Below are 17,436 nucleotides of genomic sequence, written 5' to 3' on the forward strand. Positions count from 1 at the left end.
TATCTGCTCTCTTCTCTTGTAATACCGGAAATCCGCAGTGTTTGCTGCCGTAGCAAGTCGGTTACGCGCGCTCAGTCCGCTGGCGAAGCTCGCCGTGTGGGCGGGGTCGATCGTCGTGTTGGTGGCAATTGCCGAGTTGTTGGAGTTCGCAACGGGGCTGCCCGTCTCGCTGCTCACCAAATCGGCCGGTGGTGTGGTGCTGTTGGTTGTCGCGCTGGTGACGTTGCTCGCCGTGCTGGCCAGCGAAGCGCGTCCTGCCGCTGAGTACGGGTTGGTAATCCCCGCCAACTGGCGGCGGCAAGCGTTCGGGGGCATGGCCGTGGGCGCGATGTTTTACGCAGCCTACCTCGTCGCTTGCCAAAGCGCCGGCGTGATCGAATGGAAGGCCGACGCCATCACGCCCAGCCGATGCGCGAAGGCGGCGCTCGCTGCGGTGAGTTCGATTCCCGTGTCGGCCGTGCAACAGATCATCTTCGCTGGATTGCTGCTGGGCATGCTCCGTCGAGCGACTTCGGCCATCGTAGCCGTGCTGGTTCCGGCAATGGTGTTTGGACTGTTCGCCGCCGCCAGTCGACAGGACGCCACCGCGCCGCAACTGTTCGTTGGCCTCACGCTGCTGGCCGTACTGCTGGGCGTGGTGCGGCTTCGCACCGGCACGATCGTCATGTCCACCGGACTGTTGGCCGGCGCTATCGCGGTGCGGCGGATTGTCTCGAAGCTGCGACTAGCCGATCTCGACCCCACGAATCCCTGGACGCCGTGGCTGGCGCCGCTGGGCGACCCGCGCCTGGGACCTGTGTTCTGGACACTCCTGACCATCGCTACGGCCATCGTCACCGTGATCGTCATTCGTCATGGCGAGCGCGAAGTTCACGAAGACCCCGCAGCCGCGGCCAGCTTCAAGCGCGTGATGCCGCTGTCGAATCTCATGGCGTTTGCGCCGATCGATCGCTGGATGGTGGAACTCGCCAGGGCGCGGTTCGCCGTGGGTTTGATGTATCTGCCGCGGTTGGTTTTCACTCTCGTGGCGTCCGGGCTCACGACGCTCGTTACGCTGCCCGAGCGCGTGCTGGCGCCGCGACTGCTGAAGCACGATGTGCCGCCGCCGGTATTTATCGTCGGCATGCATCGCAGCGGCACCACGCATTTGCACAACCTCATGGCACTCGATCCCCAGTTTCGCTCGCCGCGCAACTTCGAGGTACTCAACCCGCATGGCTTTCTCACCGGTTGGCTCACCACCGCGGCCATGGCTCCGCTGTTGATGTGGCGCCGGCCGATGGACTCGGTGCAGATGACCGTGCTGAGCACGCAAGAGGAAGAGTTCGCGCTGGCCGCCATGGGAGGCGAGTCGCCGTACTGGATGTTCTGTTTCCCCCGCCGCACCGGCGAACTGGAGCGGTACTGGTGGACCGATCGCTTCGAGTCGCGCGAGCTGGCGCGGTGGCAGCAGCACTATGTTCGCTTTCTACGCAAGCTCACCTGGCGTTCTCTCCGACGACCGCTGCTAAAGAATCCAGTGAATACCTGCCGCGTGGCGATGCTTCACGAGATGTTTCCCACCGCCCAGTTTGTGTACATCGTGCGCCACCCGCACGCGGTGTATCGGTCGAACATGCACTTCGCCGAGCATGGCTTTGCGGTGTTCCAGTTGCAGGATACGCCGCCGGTGGACAGCTACGCCCAGCGGTTCCTCGATCAGTACCGCCACGCCACCGACGCCTGCGAGCACGATCTGCATTCGCTGCCGTTTGGCACCACTGCGCGGGTGCGGTTTGAGGACCTGGAGCGAAACCCGCTGCACTGTATCCAGCAGATCTACGACCGCCTGGGGCTGGAGCTGAGCGGTGAATACCGTGCGGCGCTCGACGATTACCTCGATCGCACCGCAAATTACCACAAAAACCGCTTTGGGGAGCTGCCGCCGCTGGAAGCGGCCAAAGTGGATGCGATAATGGGGCCCTATCTGATAGAATGGGGCTACGCGCCGTCCGAGATTCGCAAGGCGGCGTAGCCCTCCCCCCACGACATCCCGCCCCCCACCCTGTTGGCTCCTCTCGTGCCCAACGACAACAAGACCATCGACTGGCTCTTGCGCATCGGTGTTGCCCTGCAATGCGCGGGCCACGCCTGGTTGGTTGGTAAGGTGCTCGAAACGCCGTTACTAGCGTGGTTGTGGGAGCCAGTCGACGTTGGCGGGCTGGGCTTAGGCGAAGCGGCCGCGGTGCCGATCGCACGCGTTACAGGCGCGCTATTGGCGGTGGCTGCCATTTCAACGCTGGTGCGTCCATCGCGCGTGCTGCTTGTGTTCGTGTTTGTGTTTCAAGTGGTATTCGCTTTTGCGGCTTGGCAAACGTACGAAGGCTTTCCGCTGGACGTCTCGTGGCTGGGCAATGGCCCTTTGCGCGGGTGGGGCGAAGCGGCTGCTGGCCTGTTTCCGTTCGCCGCCGGCGCGGCGCGAATCGCTGCACCCCTCGTACTGCTGCTCGTGCATTGGTCGAAGCTCCGCAAACTGCTGGGCATCGCCATCACGCCCACCGTGGAGTGGCTGCTGCGCATCAGCATCGCGCTCACCTTCGCTGCCCACGGCCTCGAGGCATTGCAACAACGCGGCTCATTCCTCGACATGCTGATCGTGAGTTCCGAGCGCGTCTTGGATCCTCGACTCCAAGAGTCCACCGCGCAGGCCATGTTGCTGGTGATCGGTTTTGTGGACCTGGCGGTGGCCGGGTTGATCCTCGTTCGACGGTGGCGGCTGGTAGCCGGTTACATGGCGTTCTGGGGTTTCGCGACCGCCGCGGTGCGATTGGTGGCCCTCTCGCCGGATCGCGGCTGGTACGAATTTGCCATCCGCTCGTCGCACTGGGTGCTGCCCCTGATCTTGGTGCTGGCCTGGCGTCTCGCCCCGGCACCCGACTCGCTGGTAAAATCAAACAAGTCCGAAGGGTAACCTCCGTAGCACAATAGGAAACTACATGCAATCCAGTTGGATATCCCAAGTCGCCAAGATGACCTTGCTGGTGACCTCAGTCGCGATGCTCTCGTCGTGCGCGTCGCAGGCCGAACCGGCCGATTCCGCCGCGCCGCGGCATGTTCGCGTCATCTGGCACAGCGACCCGGCGACGTCGGCCATCGTTTCTTGGACCACCACCGAGCCCGGCAGCAAGCACCTGGTGAAACTGCGGGCCGAGGGCCAAGAGGATTGGACCACCGTCGAGTGCCAGCGCAACGAGCAGTTCGGCGGAGAACTCAAGGGCCAGCCGGTGCCTTACGCGCACCACACGACGCTCACCGATTTGCAGCCAGCCACTAGGTACGCGGTGGTTTGCGAGTCGGACGGGACGCCGTCGCGCGAGTACTACTTCTTCACCGCGCCCGACGACGACCGGCCGGTGTCGATACTGTTTGGCGGCGATAGCCGTTCGGGCATCGAACAGCGAAAGAACATCAACCGCATGATGGCCCGCATGGTCGCCGAACAACAAGCGGCCGGGCGTCCGCCGATCATCGCTTTGGCGCACGGGGGCGATTACATCGTCAACGGCACCGTGCTCGAACTATGGCTCGCGTGGCTCGATAATCATGAGCTAACCACCGGCGACGATGGCCAACTGCTGCCGATCATTCCCGCGCGGGGCAATCACGACATGGGACCGATCTTCAACCAGGTATTCGCGTTCCCTGATCGGGATGAAAACTACTATGCGGTAAGCCTCTCGGGCGAGGTGCGTCTGGCGACGCTCAATACCGAGACCTCCACGGCCGGCGACCAACGCGACTGGCTAGCCAAAGAACTGGCCGACGAGCGATGGAATCATCGTTGGTACGTGGCGCAGTACCACAAGCCTGCGTTCCCGGCCGTGAAAGTTCCCAGCGGCGCGCTGACGAACTGGGTGCCGCTGTTCGAGCAGTACCAGATCAACCTCGCTTGCGAGGCCGACGGGCACGCGATCAAGCGCACCCCGCCGGTCAAAGGCGTGAAGGTCGACCCCGAAGGCGTCGTCTACATCGGCGAGGGCGGACTGGGCGTCGGGCAACGCACGCCGAAGACCAATCGCTGGTACCTGCAGGACACCGCCGAGCACTGCGGCTCGGCCCATCATGTGCACCTGCTGACGTTCCGTAAGGAAGGGCTCGATGGCAAAGTGATCAAACTCGACGGCGAAGTGTTCGACGAGTTCACGATCGAGCCCCGCACCGCGCCGCAAGTTTCCGTCGACACACCAGATGACCGAACCGCCTCGAACTAAAACCCGCGCGCTCTACGGCTGGCTACGAACCATCGTGGTGGTGGCGATTGCGCTCTTGGCGAGCGAGACGTTCCTGGTACTGGGTGTCGTCAAGCCGCTGCGGATCGAAGGCAGTTCGATGGCGCCCACGCTGCTGGGCCCGCACGTGGAGGTCGTCTGCCCTCACTGCGAACACCGCTTCGCGGTGGCGGCTGATCAGGTGCCGAGGTTCCGCCCCTACGTCTGCCCCGACTGCCGGCAGAAATTCAACGCGACGCCCACCGAGGTGACGCTGGGCGAACGGATGTGGGTCAATCGCGCGCAACTGGCAATCAGCGATGTCGAGCGTTGGGACGTGGTGGTGTTTCGCTGCCCGGATCGCGTCGAGTCGCTCTGCATCAAACGCGTGCTGGGTCTGCCCGGCGAGCACGTCGACTTCAGTTCGGGCGACCTATTGATCGATGGCAACGTGCATCGCAAGTCGCTCGACGAGCAAATGCGGCTCCGCCAGTCGGTGCATTGCGAACGCCAAAAGCTGCTCGCGTGGAAAGCGGACGACGAGCGGTGGCAGTTCGCCGGTAACGCGTGGCGGCACTCCGGCGACGAGAGCCGCCTCGTGTACCAGCCCGCCGGCGGCACGGTGACCGACGACCTTGGGGTGAATCAAACGGCCTCGCGGCCCATCTATGCCGCGCTCGATTTGATGGTCACCACCAAGGCCAAGCTTGCCCCAAGAGCGAGTGTCCGTCTGATCGCCGAATTGGCCAATGGGCGGGTGATCGAACAGTCTATTGATCGGGTGGGTGAGTCGCAGATCGTGTGGTCGTTGTTCGATCGGCAGGCGCTGTTGGCGGTCGATGGCCAGGTGGTCTGGCTGGAAGAACTGCCCACCGCTTGGCCCGACCAGCCGCGGTTGTCCGTGGTGGCGACGGGTGACGTGCAGCTTGGCGAACTTTCGGTATGGCGCGATGCGTACTACCATACGCGCCCCGTCGATCGCTGGCCGGCGGCCGGGGTGACGCTGGCGGCCGACGAATTGTTCGTGGTGGGCGATAATGTGGCAATTTCCGAAGATAGCCGCACCTGGCCCAGCCATGCGCTGCCCAAAGAGCTGCTGATTGGCGTGCCGATGGGAATCTCCCGAGAATCTCGCCTAGATTCTCCCGCCGCGAGCGAATAGATTGCCCTGTACTTTTTGCGGCCGCGGAAGTGTCGGAAAACCACGGAAAACACTGAATTCCCTGCAGGGGAACCAAAACAAAGCGAAGGGCGAGCGGCCAGGCACGAGCCTGGCCGCCCCTGGGAAGAAAGTGGAATTTCATGGCGAAGAAAAACAAGACCAAGAAAAAGCCAGGCGCCCAGGTGCCGCTGCCCACCGGTCGCAAGGACAAGCAGGACGAGAAGAAGAAGGAGCAGCCGCCAACCCATCCTTCGCACAACGCCATTCGCGAGACGTTCGAGTCGCTGGCCATCGCGTTCATTCTGGCGTTCCTGATCCGCACGTTCGTGGCCGAGCCGTTCGTGATCCCCACCGGCTCGATGTCGCCCTCGCTGCAAGGCGTGCACAAGGACCTGAACTGCCCGCAATGCGGGCAGCGGTACCGGGTGAATGCTTCGGTGCAGTCGCAGATCCGTGGCCAAGCGCCTCCCGATGAGTGCGTCGGCGGCATGTGCCCGATGTGCCGGTACACGATGGCTTACGACACGCGACTCGCTCGCGTGGCGCCCGATGGCCCCAAGCTCGCGCGAAACGAACCAAGCTACAGCGGCGACCGCATTGTGGTCAACAAGTTCCTGTACTCGTTCCAGGAGCCCGAGCGATGGGATGTCGTGGTGTTCAAGTATCCGGGCAATGCCACGGACAACTACATTAAACGTCTGGTAGGCCTGCCGGAAGAAACATTGCGAGTCCTTGGCGGCGACTTGTTCGTCCAGCACCAAGGGGAGGAAGGTTTTGACATCGCTCGCAAACCACCGACGGTTGCCAGGGCGATGCGCGAGCCGGTGCATGATACGAACCACGATCCCGCGAATCTGCGAGAAGCGGGATGGCCACTGAGATGGCAGGTCGACGGCTGGGAGCTGGATGAGTCGACCGAGGACAAGCTGGTCCGTCAGAAGTATCGCACCAGCGGCCAGGGAGAGCATTGGTTGCGTTACGAACACACTCCGCCGGATGAGGCGGTGTGGTCCACCATCGAACAAGGTGGCGACTATCTACCCCAAGCGAAGCGCGAACTCATCAGCGACTTCAACCCCTACAACACCCGCATATCCCGCCGCGAGGTGGAAGTGCGATTGCACGACGGAGAAGAGAATCCCTTTGTCGAGCCTTACCAGTTGCTTGGGCTCCACTGGGTGGGCGACCTGCACGTCGAGGCGGATGTCGACGTGCAAAGCGAAACGGGAGAACTGTTGCTAGAACTGGTGGAAGCAGGCAATCGCTTCCGTTGCACGATCGACATAGCCACTGGCAAGGCGACGCTGAGCATCCTGCCATATGACCAGGAACAACCGGTGGCCGAGTATGCCCCGACAGCCGAAACCGTACTCGATGGTCCCGGCAAACATCGCGTAACGTTCGCCAATGTGGACGACACGCTGCACTTGTGGGTGGACGACCGGTTGGTGAAGTTCGATGTCCCGACAACCTACGACTGGCAGGCTTTGTTCGGCGACTTTGAACAAGCCGTGCCTCGCTCGTCGGAGGATGAATTGGGCGACCTGGCGCCGGCCCGGGTGGGCAGCGTCGATGCGGCGCTGGCCATCGATCGGCTACGGGTCTTTCGCGATATCTATTACATCGCCGACAACGGCAAGCAACAGACCCGCCAATCGCCCTACGTGCGCGACTATGCGTTGATACCCCCGAAAGACTTCCTTTCCAACAAGGCGGAATGGGGTGTGTTTGCGCGGCGGCGGCCCATTGATTTTGTCCTCGGAGAAGACCAGTTCTTTGTCATGGGCGACAATAGCCCCCAATCGATGGACGCCAGGCTGTGGAATCAGATGCAACCCGACCCCAACGGCGGCATGGCCCACAAACCCGGTGGCAACTATCTCGAGCGCCGGCTACTGGTCGGTCGGGCGATCAGCGTCGTGTGGCCGCATACGTGGAATTTCGTCATCCCGGGCTTTACGGATATGCGGCGGATTCAGTAGGCGTCCGGCGGCAAGCGAGTGCTAGCACACGCCGGCGGTGCTGTTGGCCGATTCAGCCAGATTGGCTACAAGAATGTCGACCCCACTGCCCCGCACACCGCCTACCCCTGCCCGCCATGTCGCTGCTGGAAACCAAAGGATTGGTTAAATCGTACGGTCGTCGCCGAGTGGTCGACGGCGTGGGCTTCGAGGTCCATCCTGGCGAAATTGTCGGGCTGCTCGGGCCCAACGGCGCTGGCAAGACCACGTCGTTTCGCATGACTTGCGGCATGGTCGACCCCGACGCGGGCGAGGTTCGCTTGTCGGACAAGGTGGTAACTGACTGGCCCATGTATCGTCGGGCGCGCGACGGAGGCATGGGCTACCTGGCCCAGGAGTCGAGTGTCTTTCGCAAACTGAGTGTCCAGCAAAACCTGCTCGGCATGATGCAGATGCTCGGCATGGACCGACGCACGCGACGCCACCGCTGCGAAGAACTGATGGAACAGTTCGGCATCACCAAACTTCGCCGCAGCAAAGCGATGAGCCTTTCCGGTGGCGAACGCCGGCGGCTGGAGATTGCTCGCTGCCTGGTGAGCAACCCCCGCATCATCCTGCTCGACGAACCATTCACCGGTATCGATCCCGTGACGATCGATAACATTCAGGAAATCGTCCGCCAACTGCGCGACCACGGCATCTCGATCCTGATCACCGACCACCAGGTGCGCGAAACGCTCGAAATCACCGACCGCAGTTATGTGGTCAAGAGCGGCCAGGTGCTGTGCCATGGCACGCCCCGCGAAGTGCTGCAAAACGAAGAGGCGCGAAAGTACTATTTCGGCGACGGAATGGACGTCTCCCTCGGCGCAGCATGACGAAGCGAGAACCTGCACGCCAGTTGCACGCTAGTGCACCCGTGAGGTAACCCGAGCGAAGTTTGATGTTCGCCGCCCTTGCGCCGCAAGGGTATAATGGAAGCGATGTCTTGTCCGCGGAACAAAAAGGGAGATGTTCCGCCCTCCTGCTGAAAATTCGTATCACATCTTGCCGAACTACTCGGATAGCGATCGCAAGTCGTCGCCGATAGTTCCAGCGTTTGTCGAAATCACTATCCGAGAAGACTCGTTTGACAAAGCACCCATCTGAGATGAGCACCGTCGATCGTCGTACGTTCGTAGCCGCCTCGGGCGCAGCCGCCGCGCTGGCGGCCAGCTCCGCTTCGGCTCAGTCCAGTCGCAGTAACACGATCCGCTGCGCCGTGCTCGGCGTGAACGGGCGTGGCAAGGTGCATATCGAGTCGATTGAGAACACCGCCGGCGCGGAAGTCGCCCTGTTGTGCGATCCCGACGCGCGGGTGCTCCATCAGCGGGCCACGGAATTCGAAAATAAGTACGGCCGCCGCGTGGAAGTCGAAACCGACTTACGCCGCGTGAACGACCGTAGCGACATCGACGTGGTGAGCATCGCCACGCCCAACCACTGGCACGCCCTAAGTACGATTTGGGCCTGCCAGGCGGGCAAGGACGTGTACCTCGAGAAGCCTGGTTCGCACAACGTGTTCGAAGGCCGCAAGATGGTCGAGGCGGCCCACCAGTACCAGCGTATCGTGCAGCATGGAGTGCAACTGCGCTCGAATCCGGTGTTGCAAGAAGCCGTGCAGCACTTGAACGATGGGTTGATTGGCGACGTGTACATGGCGCGGGCGTGCGTGTTTCGCTGGCGGCCTTCGATTGGCACCAAACCCAACGGCACCCCGCCGGCCACGCTCGACTGGGACCTGTGGCAAGGCCCCGCGGCCGAGCGTCCGTACTCCACGCGGTACGTGCACTACAACTGGCACTGGCATTGGGACTACGGCAATGGCGACATCGGCAACCAAGGTGTCCACGAAACCGACATGGCCTTGTGGGGCCTCGGCGAAACGCTGCCTACCGAAGTGACCGCCATGGGTGGCAACTTTCTGTGGGAAGACGATCGCGAAACGCCCGAGGTGCTCAGCGCGACCTGCCGCTTTGCGGGCTCGAACAAGATGCTGCAGATCGAAGTCCGCCCGTGGTGCACCAACCTCGAGCAGGGTGTCGGCGTCGGCAATTTGTTCTTCGGTTCCAAGGGCATCATGACGGTCGACAACTACAACGGCTACAAGACCTATTTTGGCCGCCGCAGAGAACTAGGTCCCAGCGGAACCTCGGGCGATCCTACGCAGGCGCACTTCGACAACTTTTTCGCTGCGGTGCGCCGCCGCGACCCCTCGGTGCTCAACGGACCCATTGAAACCGGCCACACCAGCTCGGCCATCGCCCACCTGGCGAACATCTCCTTGCGTTTGGGACGGCAACTGAAGTTCGACCCGCAAACCGAGAAGTTCACCGGCGACTCTGAAGCCAACGCTATGCTAACGCGCAAATACCGAGCGCCGTTCGTGGTGCCGGCGATGGTGTGAGTGCACGCGCGAGCAAAGAACGCGCGCGGACTCTCGTCATTTCTTTTTCGGCGTCCGTCGCCAGTGGCGGCGCGATCCGTCGGCATCCGCCCACACGTTGTAGCGCAGCGACTCGGGCGTAAGGCCCAATGCGGCGGGTCGCTTGATACCGCGTAGCACCGCGACGTCGTACAGTTCGGCGATCCGCCCCTGGATCTCCAAGGTGTGCACGGTCTCGCCGCTCACAAGGTCAACGATCGCCAAGCCCGTGTAGCTCGTCATGCCACGCTTGGCCAGTTCGTCGTCGAGCGCCAAGCCGCCGAACTTGTTTTGCTCTCTCGGGCGCGACAGTCCGACGATCGCGTAGTGGTCCACGAACGCCAGCCCCCGCGCGTAGCCCGGTACGAAGGCCACCGGCTGGAACTCGCCCCGCTCAAGGTCGACGCTGCCCAAATAGCCAGTACCAGAGTTCAACAGCCACAACCGCCCGTCGTGCCAGCGCGGCGAGTGGGGCATGGAGAGCCCGGTAACGATCGGCTCGTCGGCCGTGGTACTCCACAGCTCACCACCATGCATGCGGTGGCTCTTCCAGGCGCGGTTGATGTCGCTTTGGTAACAGAGCGTCACGAACCGCGGTTCGCCATCGACCATCGCCAGACCGTTAAGGTGACAACGGTCTTCGGCGGCGAGCCCCGAGATGAACGGCGGCCGCCATACTTGCTCGAAGCTCTGCTCGGTGCTCACCGTCCCCAGGCAATTGAACAGCGTGGCGACAAACAGTGGCTGGCCCGACGTGTCGATCGCGATGTCGTGCAGATCCAAGTCGCCCGTGGTGTAGGCGATCCGCGGTACGAATAAGCGGTCGTAGCCCGACGCACGCGCGTTGTTGTCGAACTGGTGCTCCATCCGCCACACCTGGTAGGCGGTGGCGAGCCACAGCGTCTGGCCGTCGGTCGAGACACCCATCGCGCGGCGGAAACTCCGCTCGCTGGTGGTGAGTCGCCCGTTGCTGCGCCCCAACAGAACCAGCTTGCCAACCTGGTAAGTGGTTACTGCCAAGCTGGCGTCGAGCTCCTCGAGCCACGACACGAAGCCCTCCGATAGCACAGGGTGCCAGGAGCGCTTCTTGGAGGAGTTCGCGTTGTCGTGCGGCGGCTTCACCGCGGTTAGTATACCGGGCCGCAGCCGCGGAGTATTGGGTGCTAGCGAGGCACCATGGCGAGCATCGGCCTTACTCGTCTGGGAACTCGTCGTCGCGGGGGAGTTTGAGTAGCGGGTAACTCGGCTGAATATGCTGGGACGGATTCTGCGTTTCGAATTTCGTGCCAGGGCCGAAACCCGGGCCTATGATGGGCAGTTTTTGTGGTATGGCAGAGTCGTCAGCGGCAAGCTCGGCAGGGTTTGCAACAATGGCAACCTCATCGGCTTCAACATTGAAGCACCCAACGCTCCAAATCAGCGGGAAAATGTTGTGCTGTTGTGCAAATTCACTCCACTGCTCTTCGCCCCACATGGACTTTTCGTAAATTCGAGGCGCGTACTGGAACATCTCGCGGGAGTAAGGGTCGAGTTCCAACCGCGTGAGATAGTCGGGAATCAGTTGCCGAAGCGTTTCTGGGTACTGGCCATGATCGAGGTGGTAAGCGATGAGCGCCAAGCGGAGTCGCTGAAGGCTGAGCTCGGTTCGCAAGTTGATGGCGTCGATGAGCCGGAAGTTCAGCCTGCCGTAGGAGTTCCAGACCTTGCTGGCGAGCATGCTCGAATCGGCCGTTTGCCACATTCGCTGGCATTGGATGCTCGCGTCGATAGGATCGTTCAGGAAGGGGTGCCCGTATTCGGCAGAAAGAGTGGACAGAAGTTGCTCGCGAAGCTCCTGTCCTGCCGAGTGGCTGGTGCGACGGGAGTAGTCGATGGACATTTTGGCCAGTATGTCGAGCGCTTTCTTGGCACGCTCGTGCTCGCCCGGAAGTCCGTCAAGGAACATTGCCGCATCCCAGTCGCCTTTGTCCGGCGCATCGTCGTCGAACAGAAAGGTGCGATGGTCGAGAGACTGTTTGGCCGCCTGGTAGCAAACGACCGGAATGTGGTCGAGTAGTGGATAGCCTTCCTGAACTGCCTGCAAGTCGGCCGCGGCCTGTTTGAGCCGCTCAGCAGACTGCCCTGGCGCTGATGCCCAGTCGAGCAGGACTTGCTCGTGTGCCAAATTGTCGAAGCGGATTCTCATCGCGCTCAAAGCATGCAATCCTCCAACCGAACCATCGTTCAGCAGTTGACTCTTGAACCACTCGATAGCCAGTAGGCGACTCCAGGCGAGGTCGAGCTCGCCTTCGTCCAGCGCCCGACGTGCATCGGTATCCAGCAGCGACACGACCTCGGTTGGCCAAGTATCGTGGCTGCTGCTTTGGACTGCAGGCTCCTTAGTCAACTCGACAAGTCGGTCGATCTGCTCCGGCGTGCCGCCCTTTGGCGTGGTCACTTCGAACTCATCCGAGGAGTCATCACCAATAGATCCGATACTGAACTCTCCCTCTCCACCCATCGCCGGCTGGCTCCCGACAATCTCCTGCAGTACCTCGCGATACTGGCGGGAGACCTCCTCGGCCGCACTTTGCTGTTCCTCTAGTTCGGCAACTCGCGAGGCGAGATGGACCGGGCCGATTCGTCCGACCAGGGGGTCCAGTTGGTAGAGCCACTGCTGTTGCGCGCGGAATTGTGCAGTCGCTCGGTCGATCTGCGATGCGCGAATCGCGGGAACGCTCAACACGACCACCACCAGCGGCACGACGGCCGCCAGCACCGTGCCCGACCACCGACCGAGCGTGTTGCGGCCGGCGATCCAGTCGGGCGCGCGGAGGTAGGTGGCACCGAGGCAGCCGATGATGATCGGCAGGTGGCACCACATCGGAGGCAGACGCCACGTGACGATCAGCATGCAGTAGAACAGTGTGAGAAACGAAGTCAGCAAGCTCACACCCATCGCCAGGATTTCGCTCTTGATCAACTGCGAGGCCAGCTGCCCCATGGCAAACGCAGTGAGCGTGCCCAGGCTGAAGTTCAGCACCAGGTAGTACGCAACATCGGCGCTGCGGGCTTGCAGCTCCGCTGAAAAGGCATGGTAGCCCTGTTGTGTCAGCGGCAGGTTGGAAATGGCGAATTGCAAGTTGATCGACATCGCCACCACGACAAACGGCATACACAACAGTACGACAAACAGGGACCATCCAGCCACTCGCACCAACCAAACTAGCAGCGGTCGCCCAGCGTGTTCGGCCAGAAACTGCTTCTGTCCGCGACGATGATCCTGGCGAAACGCCATCGCTCCGCACAGGCCGGGGACAAAGAACAAACTGAGGGGAAATTGCTCCAGGGCCACGTGGCCACTCGACTTCGCGAGTGCCAAAACCCCTAGCATCAGGAGTAGACCACCCGCTACCACGGCGAGCATCGTCCGCCACGACTCGCGCCAGGTCTGCCACGCCAATCGCCAGATGATACCGCGTCGCGTGGCGGGGCCGATCGGCTGCAGCGACTGCTGGGCGAGCGCCGGAGTAAGGGCCATCGCCACTTCGGTTGGCTTGGTTGGTGCGGCAGCCTTCCGTTTTGTTCGTACTCGCCAGGTATTGTCGGTACCGAGCATCCAGCGGCGCGACAACACCGCGCTCATCAGCAGGACGACGGTTGCCAACGCCAATCGGGCGGGGATTGCTTCGTAGTAATCGTCCCCTTGGTATCCAGCCCCTCCCGAGAGGCCGATGGCCACCTGCGAACTGAACGACGTAAGACCACAAGCGAGCACGGCCGCGAGCAGTGGGCGCGGAACCAGCAGCGACACGAGCAGTCCCCAGGCGGTTGCTTCGACCAGCAGCGTCAAACCTACTGGCACCGCCTGGCGCATAACGTCTGCAGCTAGCCCGCCAAACCCGCCTACGCACCAGGCGACGATCGACATGGTGAGCGTAAAGAGAATCCCAAGCAGCATCACCGCAATCAGCTTGCCCACAAACGTGAACAGCGGGTAGCGGGGCAGTGAGTAGAGGAACGAGTCGGTCTGTTCTTCTCGCTCGACGGCGAACGCGGTGATCGCTGCGCCGATGATCACAAACGCACCACCACCAAAGGCGGGGAACAATAGCAAGAAGATGCGCAACTGGTCAGCATCCGCCGGCGCTGCCACCGCTTTGGCAAACAGCATCATCGCGAGCGCCAGCCCCGCCACGCCGAGCGCGAAGGAGCGCATCCGCCGGAGTTCTTTCCACACAAAGCGGCCGATCAGCCGCCAAGGCAGGGCGGTGGTCGACAGCGAAGGCGAAGCGATGGTCGACATGGTTCGGCCTTGGGTAATAGCCAGGGTGGCTGGGGTCGAGCTTCGCGAGCCCCCAGTTCCGTACATATCTACTTGCTGGGGGCTCGTTGCACTCGTCCCCAGGCACCCATTGGGTTTCCTTAAGAACGCAATTTTTCAATCACATCACCATGGGCATCGGTTGCGGCTCACTTGCCGGAGGGGGCGAGCCATCGGGGCCGATGCGGGCGACGAATATCTCTTCGAGCGACGGGGTATGACTGTCCACGGCCACCACGCCACTTCGCTCCATTAGCGCGGCGGTGGTTGCGTCGATGTCGAGTTCCGCGTCGCGAACCAGCAACTGCCACTGCCGGCCATGGCGACTACTGGCCAGCACCACGCCGGGCATCTGCGGCGGCGCGGAGGCCACGCCCTCCATGGTGACGGTCCACGCCCGGGTGGTGGCCTTCAACTGGTCGAGCTTCGCCAGTTCCATCAGCCGGCCCTCATGCATGATGGCCACCCAGTCGGCCACGCGTTCCACTTCGTTGATTTGATGACTCGAAAGCAACACGGTCCGCCCGCCGGCCGCCTGGTCGACCATGCTTTCGAGGAACTCGCGACGCACCAGCGTGTCGAGTCCCGAGGTCGGTTCGTCGAGCACCAACAGCGGCGGCCGATGCGCGAGCGCCAGCGACAACACCACCTTGGCGCGCATGCCTTTGGACATGTGGGCGATCTTGCGATCGCTCGGCACGGCGAAGCTCGCCAGCAGTTGCCGGTAGTTTGGTTCGAAGCCATCGCCGTAGAAGCCGGCCGTGAACCAGCCGATTTCGGCGGCGGTCATCCATTCGTACAGCGTGGGCCGCTCCGAGACGTAACCCACCTGCCGGCGGATCGCCTCGCCCTGGGTGTTGCTGGACTGCCCGAGCACGTGCAGGTCGCCAGCGTCGGGCGTGGTGAGGCCGAGAAGCATGCGGATCATTGTCGACTTGCCCGCCCCGTTTTCGCCCAACAGCGCGAACACGCAGCCCGGCGGCACGGTGAACGAAACGTTGTCGACGGCCGTCTGCTTGCCGTACCGTTTGGTAACTTTGTCCAACTGAATCACGTTATTCATCGCTGCTGTTTCCCACGAACTGTTTGTCGAGCCGAGCCAACTCAGCATCCACCAGCCGCCGCACACTGGCTGCGTCGAGCCCCGATTGAAACGCTTCTTCCAGCACGTTGCCGATCCGCATCTGCAAAAGTCGACGCCGCTGCGTCTGGCACTCGCGCTTCGCCCCGCTGCGGACCGAGAGCCCGATACCCGAAGCCAATTCCACGATTTCTTGCGACTGCAAATCGCGATAAGCGCGGGCCACGGTGTTGGGATTGATCGCCAGCTCGCGGGCCAGCTCGCGAACGCTGGGCAACAGATCGCCCGCGGCCACCACGCCATCGGCGATGGCGAACTTCACCTGCCGGACGATCTGCTCATAGACCGGCACGCCGTTCGAGCTGTCGACACGGATAAACACTGCAAGGCTCCTTGGGCCGCCATTGGAGAGGCGAACTACCGTACTAGTTCGATAGTACACCTGGGCGGGGAGGGTGTCAACAAGAAAACGTGAAAAGTCGCGCGACCGCCGGCGTAGTGCAAGTTTGCCGCGAACCTCGGGCATTTGCCCCTTGTCGAACCCCCAACGCGTAACCAACTTCCCTTTCACTTTGCCAGAAAGGCTGCATCGCCATGTCTAGTCGCCCCGAGCCCCGACCCACGTCCCAACCCATTTCCGCCCGTCGGGCAGCGCCATTCATTGGTTCGTATCGCCATGCGCAAAGACAAACAGGACACCGCCGAACAAGAACGTGACTTTCAGCGCCACCTCCGCTACCTGGGCCTCGACTCGGCCGAGCAGTACAAAGAGTGGTGCGTGGAGCATGGGTTCTCCAAGACCCTCTACAAAACCGGCAATCAACGCCATCGCGAGTGCTCGGTCGCCAGGCAGGTGCGGGCCAAGCAGGTACTCCTCAGCAAAAAGAAGCGGTCGGGCAATGTCCTCGAAATGCTCACGGGCATCTGCGAAGGACGGCTGGATCTGGAGAACATCAATCCGCCTCATCTAGCGCGGTTGGCGTTTGCCCTCAAGAACCCGCGGAACCGCAAGCTGTACCAGCGCCGCGCCGATCGCCAGTCGCTGCTGCGACTCATCGAGCATCTCTACCGCGTTCGCGCGAAGTTCTTCGACGACTCCGGCCCCGTTCTCAACGGTGCCTACCCGCGATGCGTTACTTACCTTGAAGCCCTCGCCATGCTGGCGCGGTACGCTTCACACTGGCTTCGCCCCGTGGAAGACTGGAAGCCCTCGACCCACAACGCCCAGCGGCAGTTCGCGTCGCTGGCGCGGCACCTGTTGTCGAAGTACGACGACGTTCCGCGATTCTTCGACTCGGTGTGGTTCGGCGAGGACGACAAACTCGCCAATCAGCACCGCTACTGGTACATCCGTGTAGCCCGCGGCGAGAACATTCGCCGCTGCGACTTGCCCATCGACTACACCAAGAAGATGGCGCACCACTTCCGCCGCGCGCCGCAAGATGCGAGCATCATCCAGGCGCTGCGATGGGGACAAGTGCACGGGCTGGGCGGCGACGAGCCGCTGGCCCGAGCGCTGTTCGGCACGCGTCTGGGCGAGTCGTTCGACAACGAAGCGTTCTGGATCACCGTGATCCGCTGGCTGATCGAACACCCCATGCTCGACCGGCAACACGTGGGGCCGATTGTCGACTACTTGCAGAATCAACGCTTCGAACCGCAGCCGGTGGACGTTGTGCAAGGTGACCCACCAGCCAGGGCCGCGCCGCAGCCGAACCTCACCATGCGCGGCCGCACGCCGGACGCCCTGTTGCGTCAGGTCGACCAGTGGCACGGTTTGCTGCGCCAGGTGCAAGCATGCCAGGTTCGTCGTTGGCAGCCAAGCGGCATCCGTGAGTTCGAGTTCGTCGAAGGCGCTGAGCACGGCAACCGCAAGACGTGGACCATCCGCGAACTGATTGGCAGCCGCGCTTTGGTCGACGAAGGTCGGCGAATGAAACACTGCGTGGCGAGCTATGTATCGAGCTGCGCCCAGGGCCGCTGCTCGATCTGGGCGATGGAGGTCGAATCGCGTGAAGGCCGCCAGAAGTCGCTCACGCTGGAAATTCGCAATCGCACGCTGTGCCAGGCCCGCGGCAAGTTGAACCGGCTGCCGACCGACAAAGAGCGGCAGATCTTCACCCGCTGGACAGCCGAAGCTGGGCTTCGAGTGGCGAGTTTCGTGTGAACCCCGCCGATGACTTTCCCGGCGCGAGCGGGTGCGGTATCGTTCGGGTAG

At 62.4% G+C, this 17,436-nt stretch carries 12 protein-coding genes; 8 read left to right on the plus strand and 4 right to left on the minus strand.

The window, feature by feature from the left end:
- Positions 1-37: 37 nt before the first annotated feature.
- The 7 genes from ACQK2L_RS05070 (at position 38) to ACQK2L_RS05100 (ending at position 9,816) form a co-directional block, all read left to right on the plus strand.
- The gene (locus tag ACQK2L_RS05070) at positions 38-2,014 is read left to right on the plus strand and encodes a sulfotransferase (RefSeq protein ID WP_425395843.1); all 1,977 of its coding nucleotides are present in this window, start codon (positions 38-40) and stop codon (positions 2,012-2,014) included.
- 45 nt (positions 2,015-2,059) lie between these two features.
- On the plus strand, positions 2,060-2,950 hold the full coding sequence (locus ACQK2L_RS05075) for a hypothetical protein (protein WP_425395844.1): 891 nt from the start codon (positions 2,060-2,062) through the stop codon (positions 2,948-2,950).
- A gap of 25 nt (positions 2,951-2,975) precedes the next feature.
- Positions 2,976-4,250, plus strand: coding sequence for a fibronectin type III domain-containing protein (locus ACQK2L_RS05080; protein ID WP_425395845.1), 1,275 nt, complete (start codon positions 2,976-2,978; stop codon positions 4,248-4,250).
- Positions 4,228-5,409, plus strand: coding sequence for a S26 family signal peptidase (locus ACQK2L_RS05085; protein WP_425395846.1), 1,182 nt, complete (start codon positions 4,228-4,230; stop codon positions 5,407-5,409). Before ACQK2L_RS05080 ends, ACQK2L_RS05085 begins: the two co-directional genes overlap by 23 nt.
- 140 nt (positions 5,410-5,549) lie before the next feature.
- Positions 5,550-7,391, plus strand: coding sequence for a signal peptidase I (lepB, locus tag ACQK2L_RS05090; RefSeq protein ID WP_425395847.1), 1,842 nt, complete (start codon positions 5,550-5,552; stop codon positions 7,389-7,391).
- Between the two features lie 116 nt (positions 7,392-7,507).
- Positions 7,508-8,248, plus strand: coding sequence for an LPS export ABC transporter ATP-binding protein (gene lptB / locus ACQK2L_RS05095; protein ID WP_425395848.1), 741 nt, complete (start codon positions 7,508-7,510; stop codon positions 8,246-8,248).
- Between the two features lie 272 nt (positions 8,249-8,520).
- Positions 8,521-9,816: a Gfo/Idh/MocA family protein gene (locus ACQK2L_RS05100; protein ID WP_425395849.1), complete on the plus strand. Its 1,296-nt coding sequence runs from the start codon at positions 8,521-8,523 to the stop codon at positions 9,814-9,816.
- Positions 9,817-9,852: 36 nt separating this feature from the next.
- Here ACQK2L_RS05100 and ACQK2L_RS05105 read toward each other — a convergent pair whose 3' ends face one another.
- From ACQK2L_RS05105 to ACQK2L_RS05120, 4 genes are all read right to left on the minus strand, one after another.
- The gene (locus tag ACQK2L_RS05105) at positions 9,853-10,884 is read right to left on the minus strand and encodes a TIGR03032 family protein (RefSeq protein WP_425395850.1); all 1,032 of its coding nucleotides are present in this window, start codon (positions 10,882-10,884) and stop codon (positions 9,853-9,855) included.
- Positions 10,885-11,026: 142 nt separating this feature from the next.
- A complete protein-coding gene (locus ACQK2L_RS05110; protein WP_425395851.1) occupies positions 11,027-14,119 on the minus strand; it encodes a hypothetical protein in 3,093 nt (1,030 codons plus the stop codon).
- A gap of 139 nt (positions 14,120-14,258) precedes the next feature.
- Positions 14,259-15,200, minus strand: a complete 942-nt coding sequence (locus ACQK2L_RS05115; protein WP_425395852.1) for an ABC transporter ATP-binding protein — start codon at positions 15,198-15,200, stop codon at positions 14,259-14,261.
- A complete protein-coding gene (locus tag ACQK2L_RS05120; RefSeq protein ID WP_425395853.1) occupies positions 15,193-15,600 on the minus strand; it encodes a GntR family transcriptional regulator in 408 nt (135 codons plus the stop codon). Before ACQK2L_RS05120 ends, ACQK2L_RS05115 begins: the two co-directional genes overlap by 8 nt.
- Positions 15,601-15,894: 294 nt before the next feature.
- Between ACQK2L_RS05120 and ACQK2L_RS05125 the strand changes: the two genes are divergently transcribed.
- Positions 15,895-17,385, plus strand: a complete 1,491-nt coding sequence (locus ACQK2L_RS05125; RefSeq protein ID WP_425395854.1) for a PcfJ domain-containing protein — start codon at positions 15,895-15,897, stop codon at positions 17,383-17,385.
- Positions 17,386-17,436: the final 51 nt, after the last annotated feature.

The sequence above is a fragment of the Aeoliella sp. genome, from assembly GCF_965227375.1.
Lineage (GTDB): Bacteria > Planctomycetota > Planctomycetia > Pirellulales > Lacipirellulaceae > Aeoliella.

Bases quoted from the DNA above. Each gene is read 5' to 3' on its own strand.
- lptB (WP_425395848.1), top strand. From the start codon at position 7,508: ATGTCGCTGCTGGAAACCAAAGGATTGGTTAAATCGTACGGTCGTCGC.
- ACQK2L_RS05125 (WP_425395854.1), top strand. From the start codon at position 15,895: ATGCGCAAAGACAAACAGGACACCGCCGAACAAGAACGTGACTTTCAG.
- lepB (WP_425395847.1), top strand. From the start codon at position 5,550: ATGGCGAAGAAAAACAAGACCAAGAAAAAGCCAGGCGCCCAGGTGCCG.
- ACQK2L_RS05115 (WP_425395852.1), bottom strand. From the start codon at position 15,200: ATGAATAACGTGATTCAGTTGGACAAAGTTACCAAACGGTACGGCAAG.
- ACQK2L_RS05085 (WP_425395846.1), top strand. From the start codon at position 4,228: ATGACCGAACCGCCTCGAACTAAAACCCGCGCGCTCTACGGCTGGCTA.
- ACQK2L_RS05110 (WP_425395851.1), bottom strand. From the start codon at position 14,119: ATGTCGACCATCGCTTCGCCTTCGCTGTCGACCACCGCCCTGCCTTGG.
- ACQK2L_RS05080 (WP_425395845.1), top strand. From the start codon at position 2,976: ATGCAATCCAGTTGGATATCCCAAGTCGCCAAGATGACCTTGCTGGTG.
- ACQK2L_RS05100 (WP_425395849.1), top strand. From the start codon at position 8,521: ATGAGCACCGTCGATCGTCGTACGTTCGTAGCCGCCTCGGGCGCAGCC.